The sequence below is a fragment of the Nonomuraea sp. NPDC051298 genome (assembly GCF_055586305.1).
The window spans coordinates 332,814-353,459 of record NZ_JBVJIM010000002.1 but is presented as its reverse complement, the minus strand read 5'-3'; the positions used below and the strand labels follow the sequence as shown (position 1 = coordinate 353,459).

At 66.4% G+C, this 20,646-nt stretch carries 30 protein-coding genes; 4 read left to right on the top strand and 26 right to left on the bottom strand.

Annotated features, from left to right (window positions below; all coding sequences use genetic code 11):
• Nucleotides 1-2: 2 nt before the first annotated feature.
• The 8 genes from ACZ6S0_RS06805 to ACZ6S0_RS06770 are packed head-to-tail and all read right to left on the bottom strand — an operon-like array spanning nt 3 to nt 4,443.
• Entirely contained in the window at nt 3-242 is a 240-nt protein-coding gene (locus tag ACZ6S0_RS06805; RefSeq protein WP_465914134.1) for a hypothetical protein, read from the bottom strand.
• A gap of 40 nt (nt 243-282) precedes the next feature.
• The gene (locus tag ACZ6S0_RS06800) at nt 283-537 is read right to left on the bottom strand and encodes a hypothetical protein (protein ID WP_465914130.1); all 255 of its coding nucleotides are present in this window, start codon (nt 535-537) and stop codon (nt 283-285) included.
• Between the two features lie 57 nt (nt 538-594).
• Nucleotides 595-1,014, bottom strand: a complete 420-nt coding sequence (locus tag ACZ6S0_RS06795; protein WP_465914126.1) for a hypothetical protein — start codon at nt 1,012-1,014, stop codon at nt 595-597.
• The gene (locus ACZ6S0_RS06790; protein ID WP_465914122.1) at nt 1,014-2,744 is read right to left on the bottom strand and encodes a recombination directionality factor; all 1,731 of its coding nucleotides are present in this window, start codon (nt 2,742-2,744) and stop codon (nt 1,014-1,016) included. The genes ACZ6S0_RS06795 and ACZ6S0_RS06790 overlap by 1 nt, the downstream gene beginning before the upstream one ends.
• Nucleotides 2,744-3,721 (bottom strand): hypothetical protein, encoded by a 978-nt coding sequence (locus ACZ6S0_RS06785; protein WP_465914118.1) that lies wholly within the window; start codon nt 3,719-3,721, stop codon nt 2,744-2,746. The genes ACZ6S0_RS06790 and ACZ6S0_RS06785 overlap by 1 nt, the downstream gene beginning before the upstream one ends.
• Nucleotides 3,718-3,921: a hypothetical protein gene (locus tag ACZ6S0_RS06780; RefSeq protein WP_465914115.1), complete on the bottom strand. Its 204-nt coding sequence runs from the start codon at nt 3,919-3,921 to the stop codon at nt 3,718-3,720. The genes ACZ6S0_RS06785 and ACZ6S0_RS06780 overlap by 4 nt, the downstream gene beginning before the upstream one ends.
• Nucleotides 3,918-4,124, bottom strand: coding sequence for a hypothetical protein (locus tag ACZ6S0_RS06775; protein ID WP_465914112.1), 207 nt, complete (start codon nt 4,122-4,124; stop codon nt 3,918-3,920). Before ACZ6S0_RS06775 ends, ACZ6S0_RS06780 begins: the two co-directional genes overlap by 4 nt.
• Before the next feature lie 19 nt (nt 4,125-4,143).
• The gene (locus ACZ6S0_RS06770) at nt 4,144-4,443 is read right to left on the bottom strand and encodes a hypothetical protein (protein WP_465914109.1); all 300 of its coding nucleotides are present in this window, start codon (nt 4,441-4,443) and stop codon (nt 4,144-4,146) included.
• A 284-nt stretch (nt 4,444-4,727) separates the two neighbouring features.
• Here ACZ6S0_RS06770 and ACZ6S0_RS06765 point away from each other — a divergent pair, with 284 nt between their 5' ends.
• On the top strand, nt 4,728-5,252 hold the full coding sequence (locus ACZ6S0_RS06765) for a hypothetical protein (RefSeq protein ID WP_465914105.1): 525 nt from the start codon (nt 4,728-4,730) through the stop codon (nt 5,250-5,252).
• Here the strand turns inward: ACZ6S0_RS06765 and ACZ6S0_RS06760 are convergent, their stop codons facing one another.
• The 3 genes from ACZ6S0_RS06760 to ACZ6S0_RS06750 form a co-directional block, all read right to left on the bottom strand.
• Nucleotides 5,253-6,206, bottom strand: coding sequence for a hypothetical protein (locus ACZ6S0_RS06760; protein ID WP_465914101.1), 954 nt, complete (start codon nt 6,204-6,206; stop codon nt 5,253-5,255).
• 88 nt (nt 6,207-6,294) lie between these two features.
• Nucleotides 6,295-6,528, bottom strand: a complete 234-nt coding sequence (locus tag ACZ6S0_RS06755) for a hypothetical protein (RefSeq protein ID WP_465914097.1) — start codon at nt 6,526-6,528, stop codon at nt 6,295-6,297.
• 53 nt (nt 6,529-6,581) lie between these two features.
• Nucleotides 6,582-6,833 carry a hypothetical protein gene (locus ACZ6S0_RS06750; RefSeq protein ID WP_465914096.1) on the bottom strand — a complete coding sequence of 84 codons (252 nt, stop codon included), beginning with the start codon at nt 6,831-6,833 and terminating at the stop codon, nt 6,582-6,584.
• 309 nt (nt 6,834-7,142) lie between these two features.
• On the opposite strand from ACZ6S0_RS06750, the gene ACZ6S0_RS06745 reads away from it, so the two are divergent.
• A complete protein-coding gene (locus ACZ6S0_RS06745) occupies nt 7,143-7,379 on the top strand; it encodes a hypothetical protein (RefSeq protein ID WP_465914095.1) in 237 nt (78 codons plus the stop codon).
• Between the two features lie 80 nt (nt 7,380-7,459).
• Here the strand turns inward: ACZ6S0_RS06745 and ACZ6S0_RS06740 are convergent, their stop codons facing one another.
• The 5 genes from ACZ6S0_RS06740 to ACZ6S0_RS06720 all read right to left on the bottom strand — a co-directional run bounded on the left by ACZ6S0_RS06740 (nt 7,460) and on the right by ACZ6S0_RS06720 (nt 9,558).
• Nucleotides 7,460-7,945, bottom strand: a complete 486-nt coding sequence (locus tag ACZ6S0_RS06740) for a GntR family transcriptional regulator (protein WP_465914093.1) — start codon at nt 7,943-7,945, stop codon at nt 7,460-7,462.
• A 212-nt stretch (nt 7,946-8,157) separates the two neighbouring features.
• Entirely contained in the window at nt 8,158-8,361 is a 204-nt protein-coding gene (locus ACZ6S0_RS06735) for a hypothetical protein (RefSeq protein WP_465914092.1), read from the bottom strand.
• On the bottom strand, nt 8,361-8,576 hold the full coding sequence (locus ACZ6S0_RS06730) for a hypothetical protein (protein ID WP_465914088.1): 216 nt from the start codon (nt 8,574-8,576) through the stop codon (nt 8,361-8,363). The genes ACZ6S0_RS06735 and ACZ6S0_RS06730 overlap by 1 nt, the downstream gene beginning before the upstream one ends.
• Before the next feature lie 92 nt (nt 8,577-8,668).
• Nucleotides 8,669-9,028 (bottom strand): hypothetical protein, encoded by a 360-nt coding sequence (locus ACZ6S0_RS06725; RefSeq protein ID WP_465914084.1) that lies wholly within the window; start codon nt 9,026-9,028, stop codon nt 8,669-8,671.
• Nucleotides 9,025-9,558, bottom strand: a complete 534-nt coding sequence (locus tag ACZ6S0_RS06720; RefSeq protein ID WP_465914080.1) for a hypothetical protein — start codon at nt 9,556-9,558, stop codon at nt 9,025-9,027. The genes ACZ6S0_RS06725 and ACZ6S0_RS06720 overlap by 4 nt, the downstream gene beginning before the upstream one ends.
• A 195-nt stretch (nt 9,559-9,753) precedes the next feature.
• Between ACZ6S0_RS06720 and ACZ6S0_RS06715 the strand changes: the two genes are divergently transcribed.
• Entirely contained in the window at nt 9,754-10,287 is a 534-nt protein-coding gene (locus tag ACZ6S0_RS06715; RefSeq protein ID WP_465914077.1) for a hypothetical protein, read from the top strand.
• Nucleotides 10,288-10,300: 13 nt separating this feature from the next.
• Here ACZ6S0_RS06715 and ACZ6S0_RS06710 read toward each other — a convergent pair whose 3' ends face one another.
• From ACZ6S0_RS06710 to ACZ6S0_RS06670, 9 genes are all read right to left on the bottom strand, one after another.
• The gene (locus tag ACZ6S0_RS06710; protein ID WP_465914073.1) at nt 10,301-10,888 is read right to left on the bottom strand and encodes a YkgJ family cysteine cluster protein; all 588 of its coding nucleotides are present in this window, start codon (nt 10,886-10,888) and stop codon (nt 10,301-10,303) included.
• A 68-nt stretch (nt 10,889-10,956) separates the two neighbouring features.
• Nucleotides 10,957-11,235, bottom strand: coding sequence for an HU family DNA-binding protein (locus ACZ6S0_RS06705; protein WP_465914069.1), 279 nt, complete (start codon nt 11,233-11,235; stop codon nt 10,957-10,959).
• A 101-nt stretch (nt 11,236-11,336) separates the two neighbouring features.
• On the bottom strand, nt 11,337-11,849 hold the full coding sequence (locus tag ACZ6S0_RS06700; protein ID WP_465914064.1) for an XF1762 family protein: 513 nt from the start codon (nt 11,847-11,849) through the stop codon (nt 11,337-11,339).
• On the bottom strand, nt 11,846-12,418 hold the full coding sequence (locus ACZ6S0_RS06695) for a hypothetical protein (protein ID WP_465914060.1): 573 nt from the start codon (nt 12,416-12,418) through the stop codon (nt 11,846-11,848). Before ACZ6S0_RS06695 ends, ACZ6S0_RS06700 begins: the two co-directional genes overlap by 4 nt.
• Nucleotides 12,411-12,686 (bottom strand): hypothetical protein, encoded by a 276-nt coding sequence (locus ACZ6S0_RS06690; RefSeq protein ID WP_465914056.1) that lies wholly within the window; start codon nt 12,684-12,686, stop codon nt 12,411-12,413. Before ACZ6S0_RS06690 ends, ACZ6S0_RS06695 begins: the two co-directional genes overlap by 8 nt.
• A gap of 11 nt (nt 12,687-12,697) precedes the next feature.
• Nucleotides 12,698-13,456 (bottom strand): hypothetical protein, encoded by a 759-nt coding sequence (locus tag ACZ6S0_RS06685; protein WP_465914052.1) that lies wholly within the window; start codon nt 13,454-13,456, stop codon nt 12,698-12,700.
• On the bottom strand, nt 13,456-14,244 hold the full coding sequence (locus ACZ6S0_RS06680) for a hypothetical protein (RefSeq protein ID WP_465914048.1): 789 nt from the start codon (nt 14,242-14,244) through the stop codon (nt 13,456-13,458). The genes ACZ6S0_RS06685 and ACZ6S0_RS06680 overlap by 1 nt, the downstream gene beginning before the upstream one ends.
• A gap of 75 nt (nt 14,245-14,319) precedes the next feature.
• Nucleotides 14,320-17,451: a DNA cytosine methyltransferase gene (locus ACZ6S0_RS06675; RefSeq protein ID WP_465914044.1), complete on the bottom strand. Its 3,132-nt coding sequence runs from the start codon at nt 17,449-17,451 to the stop codon at nt 14,320-14,322.
• A complete protein-coding gene (locus ACZ6S0_RS06670) occupies nt 17,445-17,648 on the bottom strand; it encodes a hypothetical protein (protein WP_465914040.1) in 204 nt (67 codons plus the stop codon). The genes ACZ6S0_RS06675 and ACZ6S0_RS06670 overlap by 7 nt, the downstream gene beginning before the upstream one ends.
• 407 nt (nt 17,649-18,055) lie before the next feature.
• Here ACZ6S0_RS06670 and ACZ6S0_RS06665 point away from each other — a divergent pair, with 407 nt between their 5' ends.
• Nucleotides 18,056-18,997, top strand: a complete 942-nt coding sequence (locus tag ACZ6S0_RS06665) for a hypothetical protein (RefSeq protein ID WP_465914036.1) — start codon at nt 18,056-18,058, stop codon at nt 18,995-18,997.
• A gap of 20 nt (nt 18,998-19,017) precedes the next feature.
• Here ACZ6S0_RS06665 and ACZ6S0_RS06660 read toward each other — a convergent pair whose 3' ends face one another.
• Nucleotides 19,018-20,634 carry a DUF3560 domain-containing protein gene (locus tag ACZ6S0_RS06660; protein WP_465914033.1) on the bottom strand — a complete coding sequence of 539 codons (1,617 nt, stop codon included), beginning with the start codon at nt 20,632-20,634 and terminating at the stop codon, nt 19,018-19,020.
• Between the last annotated feature and the right edge of the window lie 12 nt (nt 20,635-20,646).

Genomic DNA, 20,646 nt, shown 5'->3' with positions numbered 1-20,646 from the left:
CCTTAGTGGTCGGTGTCGGCGCGAGCCTGGAGGACCGCGATGCCGTCAGGGGACTTGGCCAGTTCGTACGCGGCGGCGTAGTCCGGGAGCCCGGCGGCGAGCCGAGCACGGTTGGGTGCGTCAGCGGCGTCGAACGCCTGGAGGAGCTTCTGGACGAAGGTGTTGCCGGGCCAGCCGCCGCAGCCGAGGTGAAAGAGGATGTGGGCGGCGATCTCCTGGGTGATGTGCGGGTCCCTGTGCATGCGGACTCCCGTGGCTGTGGTGCCGGGCACGATGTTGAGGTCAGGTGGTGGCGTTCTCGCGGGCGTACCGGTCGTTGTCGAGCTTCTGCAGCGCGGCCACGATGTCGCCGCGCCAGCCGACGACGGCCTTGGACAGCTCGTCGGCGATGTGCACGGCCTCCAGAAGGGCGGCCCGGTCGTGCAGCGCGACGGGGTAGCGGCGGCTACCCATCGCGAGGACGGTCTCCTGATCGGCCAGCCGGTGCTCGATCGTGGCGGGGGTGACGTCGTCGTAATCGACGGTGATGGACTTCATCGGGCGCTCCTCGGGGGCGGACCCGGCGTCGGTAGGCGCGACGCCGGGCCTGGTTGGTTAGGCGAAGTAGTCGGGCTTCAGCGGGGCGTACGGGTCTTCCGCCTCGTCGCCGTGCCAGGCGTTGGCGAGGTGGACGAGGATGACCCATGCGGCGTCGTGGACCGTGCGGGCCAACGGCGTTCCGAGACGGGCGGCTTGGGACAAGCCCTGGTGCACGTCGCGGATCCGCTCTAGGCGCTCCCGCTGCTCGTCGAGCTGGTGGCGGACCTGCTCGTAGTCCTCGCGGACCGTGGGCTCGGGCACGTACTCGACGAGCAGCCCGAACGCCTTGCAGAGCAGGCAGTTGCGGCGGTTGTCGCAGCCTCCTGCGTGCTTCGCGATCTCGGCGAAGAGGGTGACGCGCCGCTCGCGCTCGCGCTTGAGCCGGGTGAGCCGGTCAGCGCGCAGCGCGGCCCGTTGGTCGTTGGTCAGGCGCATCACTGACCGCCGCCCGGCGTGACTTCTCCGTCGCTGAGCTTCTGCAGGAACGCTGCCAGATCAGCATTGTGAGCCTCGCTGACTGGCTTCTCCATGTGCTGCTCGAACGCGGCAGAGAGCTGCTGGTTGTTGCCGCCGAGGTCGGTCCAGACGTTGACGATGCGCTGCTGCAGGTCCTTGCGGCGGGCGGCGGCCTGCTGCATGAGCAGCTTGATCCCGGTGTCCACCCGTTCGGCGTTGAGGTCCTTCGTCGAAGTGACGGTGACGCCCATGTGCTCGGCGATCCAGGCGAATCGGGCCTCGTCGTTCGTCGCGGCCGAGCCCTTGCCGGTGTGGCCCGTGACGCCGGCCTCGCCGAACCAGACGCCGAGGTCGCGCAGCGCCTTGGCGGTGGGCTTCGGCTGCTCCTCGTCCTCGACGACCACCGCGTCCACGATGTCGTCGCCGTCGTCGGCCGCCGCCGCGGTGTTCTGCGCGCGGGCGGCCTCGAGGAGCGCTTCGGCACGCTCGGACGCCTTGCGCGGTTCGTTCGCGATCGGGCCTGCTGCGGGTTGGCCGAGCTTGTCGGCGAAGTCCTGGAGTTGCTGCAGGGTCGCGGCCTTCATCGTGGTGCCGGTGCGGTCGCGGAACGCAGTGTGGAGCTGGCTCGTCGTGCCCGCCCACGCGGTCATGATGTGCTGGCGGATGCGGTCGGCTTCAGGGTCGCTCGCCGCAGCCGCCATCACTCCTGCCCACGCGTCGTCTTGCTCTCCGGGCGGTGAGGCTGCCGGAGGCTCCTCGCGCGGGCCCTTGGTCTCGTCTGGCGGCGTAGCGGCTGGGGCGGGTTGTCCCTGCGATGTGTTCTTGTCCTGCTGCGGGGGGAAGGTGGCGACGCGCGCCTTGGCTGCGGCTACCACTTCCTGCTCCCTGCCCGCCCAGGTCTGGTCGAGTTTGGACGTCCTCCAGATCGCCTCGACCGCATCTCGGTCCGGGGCGGCCTCGATCATCGCGAGGTAGTCGGTCGCGGGCGCGGCCTCGATGGCCCGCTGGCCGCCGCCGCGGCCCAGCTCGGCGCGGCGCGCGACCTCGCCCGACATCAGTTCGTCGAAGCCGATGCCCTCGATCGTCAGGCCGGGCACCATGTACGTCGTGGCCTTGACCACGTTGTCCTTCGGGTCGAGGAACGAGCCGGTGCGCTCGGCCACGTACAGCCAGGCGTCCACGTACGTCCCTGCGTGGGCCAGGAACTCGGCGGCGTTCGGCAGCTCGGCTGCAGCGTTGCCGCCCTTGCTGTCCAGCCGCCACAGGCCCAGGCTGGGCACTTCCTTGAAGAAGACGCCGAGTCGGGTGTGCGGCTTGCACGGCCGCCTCTTGAGTTCGACGTCCGCCCCGCAGAGGCACGGGCCGACGAACGGAGCCTGCATCGCGACGCCGGTGCAGCGGCGGATGCACAGCTTGCCGTCCCAGAGCTCCATGTTCTGGCTCAGTCCGTTGGGCGGGACGATGACGGGGATGCGCTGTGCGTTGGTGATGACCTCGAACTGCGGGCCCTGCGGCGACTTCCACGGCTTGACCTCGCCGCCGTACTTCTCGGCGACGCCCCGGATCATGTCCTCGGACGGCGACGTGAACCGGAACGTGTCGATCTTGCTGGGGTACTCCTTGCCGTTCCGGCTGATCTTCTTGATGCCGAGGCGGATCCGGCCGTCCTGCCAGTGGCGGCGCTGCAGTACGGAGGGGTCGATGGGCATCAGGCGGCGTCCTTCCTGGTGGTGGTCTTGCTCGGGGGCTGGATGGGCTTGTAGCCGCGCAGTTCGAGCCCGTGGACGTAGTGCGCGAGCGGGAGCAGTCCGCAGAACGCGGTGAACGCGTCCGCGTCGGCCGGGAGCGGCACGAAGCCGTAGCCGTCCGTGCGGAGGTTGAGAATCGCCGCGCCCGCGAACTCGGGCACGATGAACTCGTGGCTGTCGTCGTGGTCGTCGGTCTCGCCGTATCTGCACGACGGCGGGCACACCAGGGCGACCTCCGCGTTCCGCAGCGCGGCGAGCTGCAGCACGTAGTCCTCGTAGACGGCGCTGGCTGGCTTGGTCAGCGAGGTCTTCATGTCGATGAGCCACAGCCCGGACGGGGTGGGGAGCGGGTCGGCCGGAACCGCGCGCGGCTTGAACTTCGAGATGATCGGCGACGTCGGGCCGGGGAACCGCAGGTTGGCCCAGATGTCGCTCGTGCCCCCGTAGGGGATCGTGCGGTTCAGTACGGTGCACTCAGCCGCCACGATGTCGCGGCGCAGGTCCACTCCGAAGTCGGCGAGGAACTGCCTGTAGGACTCGACGAACGGTTCGGCTTCCTCGTCGGGGATGTACGCCTTGCCGAGGTTGATCGCTTCGCCGATGGCGTGGACGCGAGAACCGAGGTCGGCCTTCTTGTCCCACTGGACTCGGTACTGCGCCTTGGCCAGCTTGATGAACGCTTCCATGTCGTCGGGGTCGGCGGCCGCGCGGTTAGCGGCGGGGAGGTTGTCCATCAGCCAGATCGCGGTGTCCCTTGCGGCGGCCGGGGCCAGCGCCTCGATCATGTGCTGGTCGATGGCGTTAGTGACGGAGATCTTCATCCGGTTGGGGTCGTCCGGGCTGAGCATCGGGTCGCAGTAGTAGCGGCCTGCGCTGGTGGGGACGGCGTGGCTCGGGTCGTACTCGTCGCGCTCGTCCTCGCGGATGGTGATGCTCACGCACCACCGCCGAGGTGCCCGTCATAGTCGGCCTGGCCGAACCAGCCGAACCGGTATTCGTCCTCGGTCATCGGGTCGAGGGCGGGTCCGCCGCGGTAGCTCGGCTGGCTTGGCGTGGGCTGGGGGTTATTGGTCTTGCGAGCGACGAGGTAGGCGGTCAGCTCCGCGTGTGTGGGGAGCGCAGGGCTCGGTGGGGTCACTGGGGGTCCTCTTCGTATTCGGCGGCCAGAAGCTTTCGGCCGGTCTCCTCGACGAGCTGGTAGGCGGCGTCGTAGTCGCCGAGGACGTCGGCGAGCAGACGAGTGAGCGCGGACTTGGCGTCGTAGTTCCAGTGCTCGGCAGCTTTTGTGGCGATGAGCTGCGCCAGGTCGTCGGGAGGCGGCGCTTGCGTGGCGTTGGTCATGCTGATTGCGGCACCGCTGTTAGCGGGGAACGTACTGGACATGGACGAGGACGGCCTTGCCGCCGCCGTCCTTGGTGATGGTGCGGGTGCGGGCGTGGAACGTTCCGCTGTCGTCGTTGCGGAAGCCGCGGTAGCCGTTTTTGACGGCGTTGTACAGGCGGTTGGCGTCACGCCTGCCCTCGGGGGTGTCGGGAGTTTCTGCGACGACAGCCCATCGGTTGGGGTTCTTCTGAAGTTCGGCGGCGATCGGCTCGTACTCCTTGTTGATGTGGGTTTTGACGGGCGCTGGGTCTTCCCAGCGAAGGATGCCGTTGGGCATGGCGATATGACGCTCCGTGGCTTGGGGGTTTGGTTCGCCGGGCGTTTCGTCTGTGCGTTCCGTTTCGATCGCACACGATCACACCGACATAACCGACACTATCGCGCTCCGACGCACCATGCAACATCTGACGCGTCATTCGCGTCACTCCAGCTACCTCGCGCATGTCACGCTCCGTAATTGCTTACTTTGTGGTGACAGCGGACGTAGTGACACTTCAGTTGATACCGTTGCGCCAGACTCGTATGACGCATCAAATGCCGTGAAGGGACACCCGACTCGCCGTGGCCGACCTCAACCAGCCCTCAGAAGTAGTTCAGTACCTCATTGAGCGCCGCAACCATCCGGGAGGGCTTAAGCGGCGCATCTCCGCCCGCGCCGCCACAGCACGCGCGAATGAACTGGCCAGCGACGCGCTGTCCGAGCCCACCTGGCGACGCATCGAGTCCGGCGAAAAGATCCCAGACGACCGCGAACTCGTGCTCATGGCGGCCGCCATCAACGACCTGGCGGACGAGCCCGTCATCACGCCAGACGATTTGCACGAGCGAGAACGGCCTGCGGCGGCCGAACTCTTCCGCGACTGGATCCGGGAGCGAACGAAGGCGGATCCCGCGCTGCGCTCGGTCGACGCGGACGTCACGCCTGAGCATGTGCAGCAGAAGCTTCAGGCGATGCTCCAGCAGATACGGAGCCTGAAGGGCGTTCCCCGCGATCAGCGCAGCCAGATAGAGGCGATCATGCTGGCCCAGATCGAGGCGACCCTCGACGCGACGAATGCGCAACTGCGGATTCTCAAGCCGAAGTAGCTAGTTCAGCCAGTGGCGCGACGCGTAGGCGCCGAGTTGGAACAAGGTAGTGACGTCGGCCTTGCGCTTCAGCTCGTCGAGCCTGCGGTTGACCGTACGTGGGTGGACTCCCAGTGCGCTGGCGATGCGCTCGACCTGTGCGCCGCCTGCCAACATCTCCACAATCGTCATCTCATCGGAATCCAAGGTGCCAACGCCGGTGAATCGTGCGGGGTCGGGCTGAAGTGGTAGTGCTCGCTCCCATTCGGCCTCGAAGACCTGTACGAGGAAATCCACCAGCGTGCCAGGGCGCACGAGCATCATCTGGCTGATGCCGCGGTCCCGCGGATAGCGGGGCGTCATGGCGAGGCGCCCGTCCCCGATGAGGAGCTTGTGCGGCAGCCTGTCAGCAAGCCTGATTTCGCACCCCCGGTCGAGGGAGTGGTGCAGGCCCTTGACGGCCGACTGACTCTGGAAGGTTTTCCACTCAACGATGACGCGGCACTTGGTGCGGTGGTTTACAAGATCCGGACTGGACGCTGCACCAGCCTGCGCGGGTGATGTGAGCGCGAGGAACGGGTGCGTGATGAACTGCAGGATCTCCTGCTCGGCCGTGGCGTTCAGCGTCTCGTACCAGTGTTGGATCTGCTCACGGCTCGTGAGCACGGTGACGGCCTCGCCGTCCTCGGGCGTGTGGGCGTCGTCGTAGATGCGGTCCAATTCCTCGACGTACGCCTGAACGCGCCGCAGTTCCTCCTCCCGCGAGACGAGGACGCCGTTCATTGCGATCGAGGGGCGCCGCGCCATCAAGGGTTTTCCATGAACGAGGCCCCGGACCGTCAGCTCGTACAGGTCATCATGGACCTGGCCCCCGAACTGCTCCTCCAGCACGTGGGTGCTGGTAGGGCCGGTGGCGAGCAGGTGCCGGTAGAGGCGTTCCTGCTCAAGGCTGAGGCTGGCGATCCGGTGCGGCACGTCGCTTTCCTTCCGATGACGGCGCGGCTGTTGTTCAGCGTGCGCTTGAGCTGATCTCCCCGTGCAGCATCTCGAACAAACGTTTGTGTTACCGTGCGATAAGGAACACTCGGCGGGCCACACGAACCCGCTGCCACCAGCGGAGGAGTTGGACGGTGACGGGGACGGGCACTGCAACGGTCCACAGGCCCACCAGCGCGAACATGGTCCCGCTGGCCTTATCGATGTACAGGATGAAGAACGAAAGGGTGGTCACCGCCCAGGCCGCCACTGACATCGCGGCCAGGGCGAGAAGCCACATGCGAATGGCGTGGCAGATCATGATTCTCCCTGACTGGCTGGTCCTGCTGTCATCCTGGCCGTGGTGCCGCGCGGCTACATGCCACCGAAGTGGATGTACTGCGCCGACCCGCCGGCCGTGTCGATGCCGCTGGGGTTGGAGGACTCTGCGGCCGGAGCGTCAGTGCTCGAAGCGGTGGCTGGCTCGGTCGCCGTGACGCCAAGCCCAGGAGTCGGCGTAGCGTCGTCGGCGTAGGCAGCACTGGACACCGGCAGGAGCACGCCCGCAGCGGCGAAAGCGACGATGTACCTGGTCAGGAGCGGAAGCGCTGCCATGAGCGTGGACATGTTGGAACTCCCAGAGGTTGGAACGATACGAACACAAGGGATACGGACGCCCAGTTGACATTTAGTCACCCGCAGGCGTCACGCCATAGAGTGACCATAAAAGTCCTTTCGCCCGGGATTGTCTACATTTTTCGGGCAGCATCTTGATGACATGTCGCTTCTATGACATCGACTTGCGCCGGATTGCGATTGCTTGGCCCGCCATGGCCAGATGATGGCGCCCCTGGGTCATGCGCGCACTTGTCGGATCGGGATGATAGAACGCTCTGGCAATCGTTTACGAGAAAGGCGGGATCAATGAACCGAGCGGTGGCAGCCCTGGTGGCGGCCTTCATCCTCGGCAACCTGGCGTTCGTCGCGGCCGTTGTCCACGTCGTCCTGACCGGCAGGGTCGGCAGCATCGACATCGCAGTCATGGGAGGGGCGTGCCTGGTGGCGTGCGCGACGGTGACCCTGATCACCCGCCAGCGGTCGCGCATCAATGACGTCACAGCCGCTACGCATATTTACGCGGAAGAGTTAGAGCAGGTCAGCACCGGTCGCTGACATAAAAGAGGCACGCGACCCAGCCGTGTCTACATTTTGGCTACATCGCGCGCCGCGTGCATTCTCAGCAAACGCTAAGGTCAACTCTCCGTAGGCCATTTATCGCGGTGCGCGGCGAACGTGCCGATCGCGGGCACCGTGTACGCCCACCCTTGCTCACGAAGCAAAGTCACGGCGGCACTGGCTGTCTTCTTGGCTACGCCGTACTGCTCGATCAACTCCAACTGTGAGGGCAGCACCTGATCCGGCGCGTAGTCGCCCCGCTTGATGCCCTCTGCGAGGTCGGCGGCGATCTTCTCGAACTCCCGCGGCTCGCGGATCTGCGGAGCGTCGCGCGGTCCGACGTAGGAGCCATCGGCGCGGATGGTGTAGATGACGTCTGCCTCGCGCAGCACCTCCAAGGCCCTGCGCACTGTCAGTCGCGACGCTTGGTGGATGGTGCACATCTCGGCTTCTGTGGGGAGTGCCTGGCCGGGCTTGAGCGTGCCGGCGGCGATGTCGTCCTTGATGGCGTTGACGATCACCTGGTAGATCGGCACTGGCCCCCGGGGGCCTCGCTTCGTCATGGCCGAAGTATACATACCGGGAACCTTTGTAGACATTAGGGGTCTGCTGATCGGGCGGGAAGGTGACGAGCCGGAAACCGAAGAGAGCCCCGGTGCTAGATGGCGCATCGGGGCTCTCCGCGTATTTGTGCAGATACGCACGACCAGCTTACGTCGGCCTATCCGTCAGCTTCGCCGCGTCGAGGAGCAGCGCTGCGTGGTGTTGTCGCCTATCACACGCTCCCGTGCTGCTCGTCAATGCGTTCCCAGACCCGGACGCCGATCTCGACCAGGTCGTCCTCGTTCTCGAAGTGGTCGAGGGCCCACCACAGCGTGTTGAACTTGAGGTCGGCGGCCGCGCAGACCGCCGCGCCGAGCTTGAAGAGGTCGCGCGCCTGGTCGTCGGTGACGCCGAGGTGACTGAAGTCAACGGCCATTACTTCTCACCGCCCTGCGCGGGCTCGCGCTCGGTCGGCTGGTCGGCGGCCATCTCGGTGACCCAGTTGCCCATGACGAGCATCGCGACCAGGCCCAGACCGAGAATCCACGTGATCAGGCCGGTGTCCCTCATCAGGTAGGCGAAGGTGAGCCACATCGCCAGCATGAGCAGCAGCGCGACGAGGCAGACGACGACGCGGATGGTGGGCTTCATGAGGGGTTCCTTTCGGTGGAGGTGAGGGTGGGGAGGTTGTAGTGCGCGCTCACGCCTGCCTCCGGGCGAGAGAGCTGATTTCGGTACCGCTTTTAGCTGAGGTAGCCAGGGCCTTTGTCGCCGCCGTGCATGCGAACTCGGAACTCTTCCTCGGGTGTGAGGGCGAGCGCGGGCAGCGTTTCGATTCCCTCGCGCCTGGCCTTCCAGATGCGGTGCCAGCCGTCGATGGGGATGTTCCCGGTGTCCGCGAAGGGGACGAGGATCAGGGGGCGGGTCAGGTCCACGGTGGCAGCGTGGACCTTATTGATGTAGACCAGCCACAGCAGCGCGGCGGCCTTTTCTACCTGGATGTAGTCGGGCTCGCGGCCCTCGACGATTCGTATGGCGGCGCTGACGTTCCATGCGTAGAAGCCGAGGCGGAACGTCTCTCGCACGCGCTGCTGCCCGGTCACGCCCACTTCTCCTCATCGGTGGCGTCGGTGAGGCTGTTGATGAGTCCTTGGGCCTCTTCGAGGGTGATCCTTTCGAGGCTGCCTTCGACGGTGCGATTGCCGGGCAGGGCGGCGATCTCGATGATGTTGCTGCCGTCTACGCGGAGGACTGCGACGGGCGAGCCGGCGCAGGTGTACTCGTGCGGTTCGGGCGCGGGCAGGAGGACCCAGCCTTCGGCGTCGTGCTCCTTCCAGGTGGTTTCGAGGAACTCGGGCAGCGTCCCATCCAGCGAGCGGTCGTAGATGTCCGCGAGGCACAGCACGTCCACGTCGTCGTAGTAGTCGTGGTTGGCGAAGAAGTCGGCCGGAGCCTCGGCCCCCCAGAAGTGGGTCTGGAAGACGGGGCCGATCTCGTCGGGCAGGGCGTTGGGGGTGATCTCGTAGTGCTTGATTTCGATCTGGCCGTTGTCGGGGTTGGTGCGGGTGTAGAGCCGGGTTTCCATGCGGATGCCCTTCGGATTGTGGTGTTGGTACTGGTAGCGGTGTGCCACCAGGTGGCGATGAAAGAATGATCATGTGTCTTGCGATCACCTTTATAGTATATCAAGGAGGGCGATATAGATAATCAGGAGGGTGGTATATTTGAGCTGGGGAAACGTGCGGTAGGGGACGCTCCAAGCGACACACGCGACACGAACCCCGTACGGTGAGATCAAACGCCACAGCACAGCCACAGGAAGCCACACATGCCGGACACCCCGAAGCCGTCGCAGGACTCGCGCCTCACCTTGTTCGACGACCTCACCACCGAGCAGCAGCAAGAAGCGGGGCCGCAATCAAGCCGCCGATCTGGGTCGCGACGGGTTCGAGCAGTCCGATGGACCACTCTCGCCCCCACCTCCGTCTACCTGTACCAGCACCTCGACGACCGCCTCACCCCAGCTCTTGAAGAGGACGGCCAGGGCCCGCAAGAAGCGTGGGAGTTGGCGATCAACGCGTACTGCGACGCGCTGCAGCCACCCATCCAGGCTGTGTTCCCTGAACCGATCAAGAAGGCCGACCTCGCGCTGCCGCGCGACCCCAGCCAGATGCCCGGCACACCTCGCGCATACCCCGTCGCGCCCCTTGCCACGGTCCGACTCAAGCGGAACACGAGGGCCAGGCTCGCCGCCGCGTGCAGGCAAGAAGCGATGGGTGGCATGGCCGTCCTCAACGACGCCATGGAGGCATACCTCGACGAGCGCGACCTGGCCAACGTGGACGAGGACGACTCCGAGTAGCTGAGCCGCTGCCTCATCCACGCCGGCGGCTGGGCCGCTCTCTGACCGGTCCCGCGGGCATGCTGAAGCCATAGTCGGCGGCCTTGCTGCGCCATCGCTCAAGGGTCTTCTCTGGGTTCGCTGTGGGCCGGTTCTCCTGCACGTACTCTTTCAAGGTGCGCCGGAAGTTCGGGTCGTCGAACCGCTGCTTGAGACGCCCAAGCTGCTCGGCGCTACGCGGGTCCGGCTTGCCGACGTCGAGGGACTGCGCGAGCAGCGCGTGCCCCTCCGCGTCCGGCAGCAGCCCCTCCTCGGGCCGACAACCGTACGGGCACGGCATCGACTCGACCGCGCCCCAGAGGTGACAGGACATCGGTCGGACGTCGTACACGCTGCACTGCCCGTCCGCCAGCGCAGGACATGAGTAGTCGCCGGTCTCCATGAGCTGGGCCCGCGCATCCTGGTAGTGCGGGATGTTCACGCCCCGCTCCCGGATGCGCTGGTGCTCGCGAGGGTTCATCCCGACCGGGCCGCAGCTATCGACGCACAGCCCCTTGCAGCCCGGCTGCGGCACCTTGGCGTACAGCTCATCGAGGGCGGCGTCCATGTCAGATCGCTTCACGTGGTGTCCTTCGCAAATGGAAACGTCGGCGGTCCGCGCCCCCGCAGCGGACCGCCGACGAGCTGGTGTTACTTGTTGACGGCGGCCTTGACCTTCGTGGCCGCCTTGAACCGCATGACCCACTTGCCGGGCACCTCGACCACCTCGCTGGTGTTCGGGTTCCGGCGGGACGTGGCCTTGTGATAGCTGCGGTCGAACACGCCGAGCCCGCCGATGCGGACCTCACCACCGGCGGCGACGGTGCCGACGATGATGTCGATGAACGCCTGGACGCCCCGCGCCGCAGCCGCGCGGGACGGCGCGTCGGTGCGCTGGCGGAACTCCTCGATGATGTCTGCCTTATTCACGCTGCACTCCCCCGAGAGTGACGATGGGTTGACACGAAACCATAGAGGACGCGCCAGACGCATATGACACATCATTTGCGCCAGTCGCGCAACTTCGGTGGTTAAACCGCCTCCCACAGCGTGCGGGGAATGCCTTCGCTGCCGGACGCCTCCCTCGGGCGGGATGGCCTGTCCCAGCCGGCCCGAGGCCGACGCTGCGCGATGACGCGCCATCCTGCAGCACGCAGGCTGGCCCCACTCTCACCTGCACGCACGGTCCGGCATGACGAGTGCAGGCACGGATCTCCGCAGACAGGGCCGTACACGCGAGTGTGGTTGTAGGTGATCAGGCGGCGATAGCCGAGCGCCTTCGCCACCCGCCAGGCCGAGCCGTACAGCATGCTGTTGGCGTTGTGCGTGCCGTCCGTCGCGGCCCTGGTGACTTCCAGGGTCATGCCGTCGTCGAGGCGCCGCGCGACCGGTCGGCCGACGATCGCGACGCCGACGAGTCGGTCCGCAGCGTCCGCGATGCCGACGCTGAACTTGTGGCCGCGTGGGGGCTCAAGGTGCCGGTGCCACATCTCGACGAATCCGCAGGCGTCGCGGAAGCTCACGGGGACGATGCGCAGGCTCACTCGAACTCTCCGAGTGGGGTGTCATGCTCGGCCTTTCGCCCCTTCGCTGCTTGGGAGGATTCGACCACCTTGTGGTAGCCGCACGGGCACCTCAGCCACCAGAAGTGGCGGTTGATCTCGTAGTGGAAGGCCCCGTTTGACGACACGTTCTTGTGCCGCTCGGTCGTCTTCGTGATCGTCACCCGGTGCACCGGCTGCACACCCTCGCGCCGGTGCGGGATCCAATCAGGCCTCAGCTCGGCAAGGATCTTGTTCACCTCCGTCCACTCCATGCGGAGCTGGGCCAGCCGGACGTCATCGAGGAGCGCGATGTACTCCCAGCCGAGGTAGTCGTCCTGCCAGCCTCGGTACTCCTCCAGCAGCGACCGCGGCGGCTCTACGACGTCGGTCCCGGCCAGCTCGCGTTGGTGGTCGCCGAAGTCCACGAGGTAGCCGAAGAACGCAGGCTCGTTCCGGTAGATCACCTTCACGACGCGGCCAACCACGCCGTATGCGCGGCGGGGCTGCACGCGGTCGCCCGGCTGGTACGTCTTCGGCCTCGGCCGCCGGGTCGGCTTGCGGCTAGGCACAGGCTGCCTCCTCGATGAGCGCGCGGGCCTGCTCGTACGCCTCGTCCACGGTGATGCCGTAGTTCTGGGCGACGATGAGGTCCACGAGGTCGTTGACCGCGCGGGCGGCGTCCCATGCGGAGACGACGTGCACGGCCTGGTCGTCGTCGGACTCGGCGGCGAGCGCGGCGAAGCCGATCTCCTTAACCGCCTTGTCGGTGGCGTCCTGCAGCAGGGCGCGCCTGCACTGGTCGAGCGGTTCGCGGCAGTGGAAGCACATAACGGACATCAGGGCCCCTTTCAGATCAGGGTGAGTTGTACGGGTTCGGGCGCATGGGTGGGGGTGCGCGGTGCGGCCGTGACCGTGCGCGTGGACGCGAGGTCGTAGCGGCCGTCGTACGGGTCGTGCACCAGCTCGCACCCGTCGATCAGTGACGGCGCTGTCTCAAGCAGCAGTTGCCACGTCCAGCGCAGGACTGACGGCAGGTGCTTGTCGGGACCGTTGACGAGGAGGGTTCCGTCAGCGGAGTCGGCGTCCATCGCCGCCGCGGCGTACCGCAGCCGTTTGAACGAGTTGACGCGACCGACATGGACCCACAGCCCGGCAGCGCACGCAGCCCGTGCGAGCACAGCCGCCGCGGGGCTGAGCTTCCAGGACGTTGATCCGCCGATGAACAGGCAGTCGAAGTCCTCCCAGGCCCACCAGTCGCAGAATTCGAGGTAGTCCTGGGCGACCAGCGCGACCGGGTATCCCAATCGCCGGACGCGGTCGAGGTACGGGTACGAGCGGTTCACGCTGGCGAACGCGTTGAACGGGACGTCGGGCGCGGTCGCGAACAAGCACCGGTCAGCGTGCTCGCGGCGGTCCTCCAGCCAATCCATGTACGCCTCGTCGCCGACATACGAGTTGCCGAAGATGCCGGAGTCGGCGGCCCACCAGCCGTACTCAGGGACGCGGTTGCCCGAGGAGGGAGTGAGGATGGCGCCGAGCCGGCGCGCGTGGATGTGCTCCCGAATCCGGGCGGTGGACGGCGGAGCCAGGTACAGCGGCGCGTGCATCAGTAACAAGCCGCAGCGGTGTCGAACAGACTCGGCTGCCGGACCTTCTTGCGACGGCGGACCAGACCGGACTCATACCGGCGGCGCAGCTCCGCGAGCGTCAGCGGATATTTGACCCCGGCGATGGTCTCGGTGAGGATCGCCACGTCCTTGTCGTGCGTGACGCGGAACTTCTCCTCCAACTCCTCGGCGTAGGCGTACCGCTCCGGGAAGGTCTCCAGCGTGAGCAGCCACTGCTCACGCCCGGCCCGGACGCACAGGCCGCCGCAGTTGTTGTGTTCGTAGCCCAGCTCGTACAGCCGGGGCACTGCGATGCCGAGCGCCCTGCACTCGTCGAGCATCCGGTCCTTGGACCAGTGCGGCTCGTCGCACATGGGGAACTCGACCTGCCACGGCGACCAGCCGGCCACGGTGCCGGGCAGGCGTCGAGACTCTGCCTGGTCGAACCCGACGTAGGCGATGGTGTCGGCGGGGTCGCAGTGCTCGGTCATCCATTTGCGGCAGGGCACCTGCTTGAGGTGCTTGCTGCAGGGCGCGAGCCGGGAGTTGCCGAGCCACTTGACGTCGAAGAACACCTCGAAAGGCGTTCTGCCGTCCGCAACGATGGTCGGCGCGATGCCCAGGTGGGCGCTGGCGTCGTCCATGAACCGGTAGAGGTCTTCGTCTTCGGTCAGGGTGTCGGCGAACAGCAGCACCAGGTTGTCGGTGCCGTGTTGGTGAGCCACGCGCTTGGCGGCCCAGAACGACCCGATGCCGCCGCTCATCTGGACGACGTGGCGGATAGCCATGCCGTTCTCCTTCGCTGGTGAAAAGGCCCCCGCCGACGCGCGACGGGAGCCAGTAGCGGTACCGCAATCAGCGACTCAGGCTGCGAGGTCGTACTCGAAGCGGGACAGCTCGATCCCGAGGAACGCCTCGATCAGGGCGCAGGTCAGGATCTCGGCCATGGGCGGGGGGACCGCATTGCCGATGAGCTTCACCTTGTCGCGGGCGCTGTCGGCGACGAACACGTACCGGTCCGGGAACGACTGGGCGCGCTGGAGCTCCGGGATCCGGAGCATCCGGAACAGGATGGACGACACGTCGATCTGGCCGTCCGGGGTGAGGAGCGCCCAACGGTCCCGGGTCGGGATCGTCCCTAGCGGCTCGTGCACGCTCTGCGTGCGCCCATTGCCGTAGTACGCCATGAGCAGCGTCTCGGGCATGGGCAGGCCCGGCGGCGCGGTGACGAGCGACTGGTGCCCGGTCGTGGTGACCGTGCGCATGTGCTCGCTGGCCGGGGTGACGTGCTCGTGCCCGTCGCCCCGGCTGCCGTTGTTCCGCATGAGCAGCGCTGGCGGCGGCTCCCAGCCGGGAGGGACGCCGAGCCCGTGGTGGAAGCCGCCGGCCGTGACCGCGTGCGCGGGGTCCTCGAACGCAGGCCGGGATTTGAACTCGTCGCCACCGCCCCGGAACGGGAACATCAGCGGCAACATGCCGTCCTTGAAAGCCGGGTCAGTAGCCAGCCCGTGATTGGAGCCGTTCGAGACGAGGGTGGCCAGAGAGTCCGTGGTCGGGTCTGTGTTGCGCGGCCGACCCGACCGCATGAGCGACAGGAACGAGGGGAACACGCCTGGTTGCGCGTCCGGGGGGAAGGCGATGCCATCCTCGTTCCGGGTGGTGCTGGTCCGCTTCGGCATGCTGACCGGCCGGGCCACCTTGCCGTCGCGGCCTTCGCACGGCACGACGAGCGCGTTCGCCTCCCGCGTGGTGAGCGCGGGGATCGGCTCGTCCACTCCCCTGGGCCCGTCGTTCCAGGTGCCGCCTGCGGGTGTGATGAACGGTTTGATCCAGTGTTCCTCGACTCCGGCGCGGATGCGGGAGATGGTCTTGGGCGCCAATCCCTCGGGCTTCTTCTTCGTCTTCTTCCTGGAGCCGATCGGCGTGCCGAGGTCGGTCCAGTCGATCGTGTACGCGGCCGGGAGACGGGGCGGTTCGATGAGCTGGCCTTGGCACGCGGCCTCGGGGCACACCCACACGTATTGGCCGTTCTTGATGCCGTAGACGCCCATGTCCACGCCGCGCTTCTTCCACGCGCGGACGGCCTGCACCCATCCGCCGTGGCGGGGGCAGAAGGCGTACGGGTCGAACCACTTGCGGTAGTTCGGCGTGCGGCCCACGGACTCGTGGATGCCGGAGATGAGCATCCGGTCGCGGGACTGCGGGGTCGGCAGCGTGGTGCGTCCCTGCACGTGCGCGGCGTTGACGGCGTGGATCTGGATGATGTAGCCGAGCTTCCGCAGCTCGCGGATCCACCGGTCCCAGTGCGCCCACAACCTCGCCTGGACCACGTTCTCGACCCCGAACCCGAGCACCGGCTTGCCGTGCTTCTCCTGGCAGTGGCGAAGGTAGGTGACGACCTCCTCCATCAGAGCCCGCGACCGGATGCGCGTCTTCTGGTGCTCGGTCAGGTTGTCCAGGTCGTCGGCCCAGAGGGCCATCTGGTTCTCTCGATCGAAGTAGCGCGTCTCGCCCGAGGCCGTGGAGAACGCGGGGCAGTTGTGGACGGTGATGCCGTCCGCGACGTACGACTCGTCGTCGGCGACGTGGATGTTGTAGACCAACTCCAGGCGTCTGGTGCTGGCCGGATGGTGTGTGTTCGACCAGCGGTGACCTTCGGCTTCGGCGTACTGGAACCGCTGCGGCCCAGCCGTCACCCAGGACACGGTCCACGTCGGCCGCTCGTTGACGGCCCGCCCCTCGATGACTCGCTGCCGCGTGCGGGCGGGCTGGTAGCCAAGGTTGGCGACGTGCCCGAGCGAGTTGGCCAGCATCCGAATGCCGATCGCAAGCTTCTTGGACACGGTGGACGCCCTGGTGTACTTCGCGTCCTTGGTGCCGTCTGCTGACAGGTAGCCGTCGAGCAGCGCCTCACGCCACGCTCGCGGCATGGTCATCGCCCACGCGGGGATGGTCTTGCCGTGGGCGTGCTGCCCAAAATGCTCAGCTATCCACTCGACCAGGCCCCGATGCGAAGTGACGAACCTGGCGGCGGTCTTGGTTCGGCCTCGCTGCCAGGTCAGCCCGTCGAGGTTGTCGAGCCGCTTGGCCAGGTCCTCCACCTCGTGATAGCCGCAGGTGATGGCCAGGTCGTACCGTCCGTGATGAGGGTTGCGACGCACGCTGGCTCGCCTGCACGTGTCCGAGCAGAACAGCCGGACACGGCCCGTGGTGCTCTTGCCGTGCTGCCGCGCCTTTCCACCGCACATCACGCACGGCGACCCCGCCGGCTGGGAACGTCGGCGGGGGTTGGGGTCGAGTTTGGTTGATCGCTTGGCCCGCAGCCAGCCGTCGCCGACCCACCGGCCGACCATCCACCAGAACTCCGGCGTGAACTCCATCCCGCGCCCGCCGACCTCCGGCATCGGCAGCGCCTCTCCGAAGTCGGTCGGGGTCGCCCACCAAATGCCGGGCCCAAGGTCCTTGGCTTCGGTCCATTCGGACTCGTCGGCGACGGAGTATCGGTAGGTGCGGGCGTCGTTGTCCCAGGTCCGGGTGCGCTTCCGGGTGTAGAAGGGGTGCTCGGCGGTGGTTTCGATGCCCTGGTGGAAGCCCTTGCCGGACACGATGACGGTGGGAGCGAGCTTGCTCATGGTGCCGGTCACCAGACGCCAGCGGCGCTGGTGGGTGAATACCTCGTCGCCTTCGTGCACCTCCTCGATGGGGACGAGGCCGCGGCGGGTGAGGATGAGGGTGCCTGCGACGAAGCATGCGGGCGAGGCCCAGAAGAAGCTGGCGTACGGGAACTTCTCGATGGCGTCGGCCTGCTGGACGTCGCCGAGCCAGAAGTTCACGTCGGGGTGGTTCTCGACGTACGTCCACTTCGCGGGCTTGGCGTGGTTGGCCGCGAACTTGATTTTGGTGCCGGGAACGGCGGCGATCCCAGTTCCGGAGCCGCCACCGCCTGCGAACATCTCGACAACGTCGATGTCGTCGGGGAAGAGCCGGTTCAGCACCCGGACTCCCTGCGGGACGAGTCCTCGGCGGTGGCCCGCGCGGCGCGGGTCTGCGCGACGGCGTTGGCCAGCTCGCCCACGGTGGGGAGCGGGATGCGGATCATCTCCGGGACCTGGCGGTAGATGATGCCGCCGGTGGCCGTGACGACCGCCTCGTAGCGGCCGGGGAATGACCAGAACACGGACGCGGCCCGCAAGGCGCGGCTCGCTTTGACGAGTGCCTTCGCGGAGTGATTTTGGGCTGGGGGTATTGCAGAGTGGCGGTTCATCTGTGGTGTTGCCTTTCGCGAGTAGCGAGGGGTTAGAACGAGAGCTGGGCGGGCCCGTTGAGCCCGGCCTGCCATGCCGTCTCGAAGGGGCGACAGGTCTTGCTGCATCAAGGCGGCGGCGTTGACAGGCACGCCAAGTCACACATAACGCCCACAGGGCGCAGATGAACTGATATGGCTCGCTATGAGCCCATGTCCGCGCTGTAGTGGCAGGTAGCGGCGATCGTCGAGCGGGCCACAACGGAGGGCTGCGACTGTTGCTTGATCACCTGTGCGGCACGGCTTAGCTCGGAAACCTGTCGCCCACTTCGCACGGGCAGCGATATTGTCAGCAGGTGGACGAGCAGATCAGCTTCGAGAGCTTGCTTGCAGGCGCGCAGAGGTTCGCTGACCTTGCTATGGCCGCGCGCGCGCGACCGGATCACGAACTATTCGCCCTTCACGCAGGTGTTGCAATTGAGCGGCTCACCAAGGCGACGCTTGCCCGCGAGAACCCAGTCTTGCTTCTCGACATGAGGAGCGGCGTGGAGATGCTCTTTCACTTGGCTGGTACAAAGGACGCTTCGGTCGTGCGCACTATCGGCATGACGGAAGCCATTTCTAGACTTCGACGCCTTGACGTGCTGCCGCGAGCGGACGTAATGCTGGATTTGCTTGTAGCAACGAGAAACGGCGTTGCGCATAGCATCGGAGCTCAGACTAGCGAAGATCTGATGCCGGTCTTCTCCAGGACAGTTGACAGCCTCCTTCATCACATAGGAGAGGATCGGATATCGTTCTGGGGAGTCTGGCACGAGACCGTTACACTCGCGCTGGAAAGAAAAACCTCCGACTTGGAACGTGAGGTACACCTGCGCATCCAGAGTGCCCGGTACATCTTCAATTCGAGCACCTCAAAAATGCCCACCAACTCCCCGCCCAATGGTCAGTTGCTCCAGTCTCACAGAAACGATGTGAACTTCGGCATGATCTTGAATGACCGTGGCCAGACCATCTACACTACAAGGACATGTCCGGCATGCGGAGGCGCTTCGAACGTCGTATTGAAAGCGTCCGATAGATTCGGTGAAGAAAAGAGCATCGTCGCCTTCGGTGAATTCATCTGCCCTTTCTGTCGCCTAACTCTTACCGGCTCTGAAGAACTGGAACTAGCAGGCATCAAGTGGGCGATAGATGCAGATGAATTCGAAGAAGAACCAGATATGGCGGATACGTTGCGCAGACTCGTAAGAAACGAACGCGAGAATAAGGCCTTCTTCGAAGACGACGGAGAATAGCGTAGGGCGAATTGCTCCCGCTAGTACTCGGCGGGGATGATCACGACGACCGTGCTGATGCCGGTCGCCGGAGCGAACGACCCCTCCGGCAACTCCTCGAACCAGCCGTCACGCTCCTCCACCAGCGCGCGGAACAACGTGGCTGCCTTGAACTGCTGGTGGAGCACCCCGGCGGCCATCACCGCGACGAGACGGCCGCCGGGCTTGAGGAAGCCCAGGGCGTGGGCGACGTGCGCGATGTCCTTTCCGCCGGAGAACGGCGGGTTCATCACCACGCGGTCGAATAGCTCCTCGCTGGGCTCCAGGTCGAAGAAGTCCCGGATGACGATGCTGTTCGCGCCGGGGACACGCTCGGAGAGGACCCTGCCGAGGCCGTGGTCGAGCTCGACGCAGTGCACGAGGGCACCCAGTTCGGCGACCGCCGCCGCGATGTTGCCGGTGCCCGCTGAGGGTTCGAGGACCCTCATGCCGGGCTGGATGTCGGCCAGGTCCAGAAGCTTGGCGACTACGGCGGGCGGGGATACGAACGCTTCCCGGTCTCGACCCACAGTCATGTTGTCGGCCATGTTCGCGGCCGCCTTGAGCTTCTCGGTGTCGAGCTTCGGCACATCGACCTTCGGCCTGGCCGGGGCCTTCTTCGCGGGCCGGTTCGGCGCGATGACGGCCGGCCCGTCCGCGCCGTGCGGGCACTCGACGGCGCGGATGTCGGTGTACTTCACCTTGTCGGGCCAGGAGTAGCCGGACTCGACGCCCACGGTAGCCTTGTTGACCTTCACCACCGTGCGCGCCCTGATCCCCCAGTAGTGCACGGTGTCGCCGACGTGCACGTTGTGCTTGCCCCACTCGACGTACTCGCCCGCCTCGACCGCCGCGGCGAGCTGCGCCCGGTCGTACTCAAGCTGGTTCTCGAGCTGGGCCTTGCGGGCGAGCAGCATCTCCCGGTAGTCGCCAGTGGCGGCCTCGTGAGGATCGATGTAGACCGGCTGTCCCTGGTGGTCGAGGTGCCTGCGGGTATAGCCCTCCAACGACCGCTCGATCTTGCGGAGCTCGGCCTCAGTCGTCTTGATCCGGCGCGCGGTCACGGTCGGAGTCGCGGAGCGCCGCATCTGGTTGCCGACCGCGTTGGCGCGCTGAGCGGCGCTCTGCGCCTGGTCGTTCTCGTCGATGCTCTTGCGCATCGCTTGGTCCATCCGCTTCCGGTCGCGCCGGGCGCCCCGCTCGGAGTGATGACCGATCAGGATAGGTTGGCCCGCGGCGAACCGCTCGCTGATCTGGTGCGCCCGCTCGTGCGCGGCCGTCGCCGCCCCGGCGTGCCGGTCGGCTTTGCGCTCCAGCGCGTCGCGGCGGTCGTCGAGCCGGTCGGCCTTGTCCTCCAGGACTTGGGCGCGGTCACGGTGCTCGTCGTCGATCTCGACCTCGACCTCGAACCCCGCCGCGCGCAGGGCCTTGGCCGCAGCGTTGATCGCCCAACGGTCGGCGATTCGGTCACGCGAGTTCCGCAGCCCGATCATCCGCAGTGAGGGGAAGAACTTGAAGTTGCCGTGCTCGTACTTGCGGATGATGTCGAACACGCCGTCGCCCTTGCGGGTGCCATAGACGAGAGTGCCGTCTTCGTGGTTGTGCTTGATCGTGATCAATGTGCCTCATCA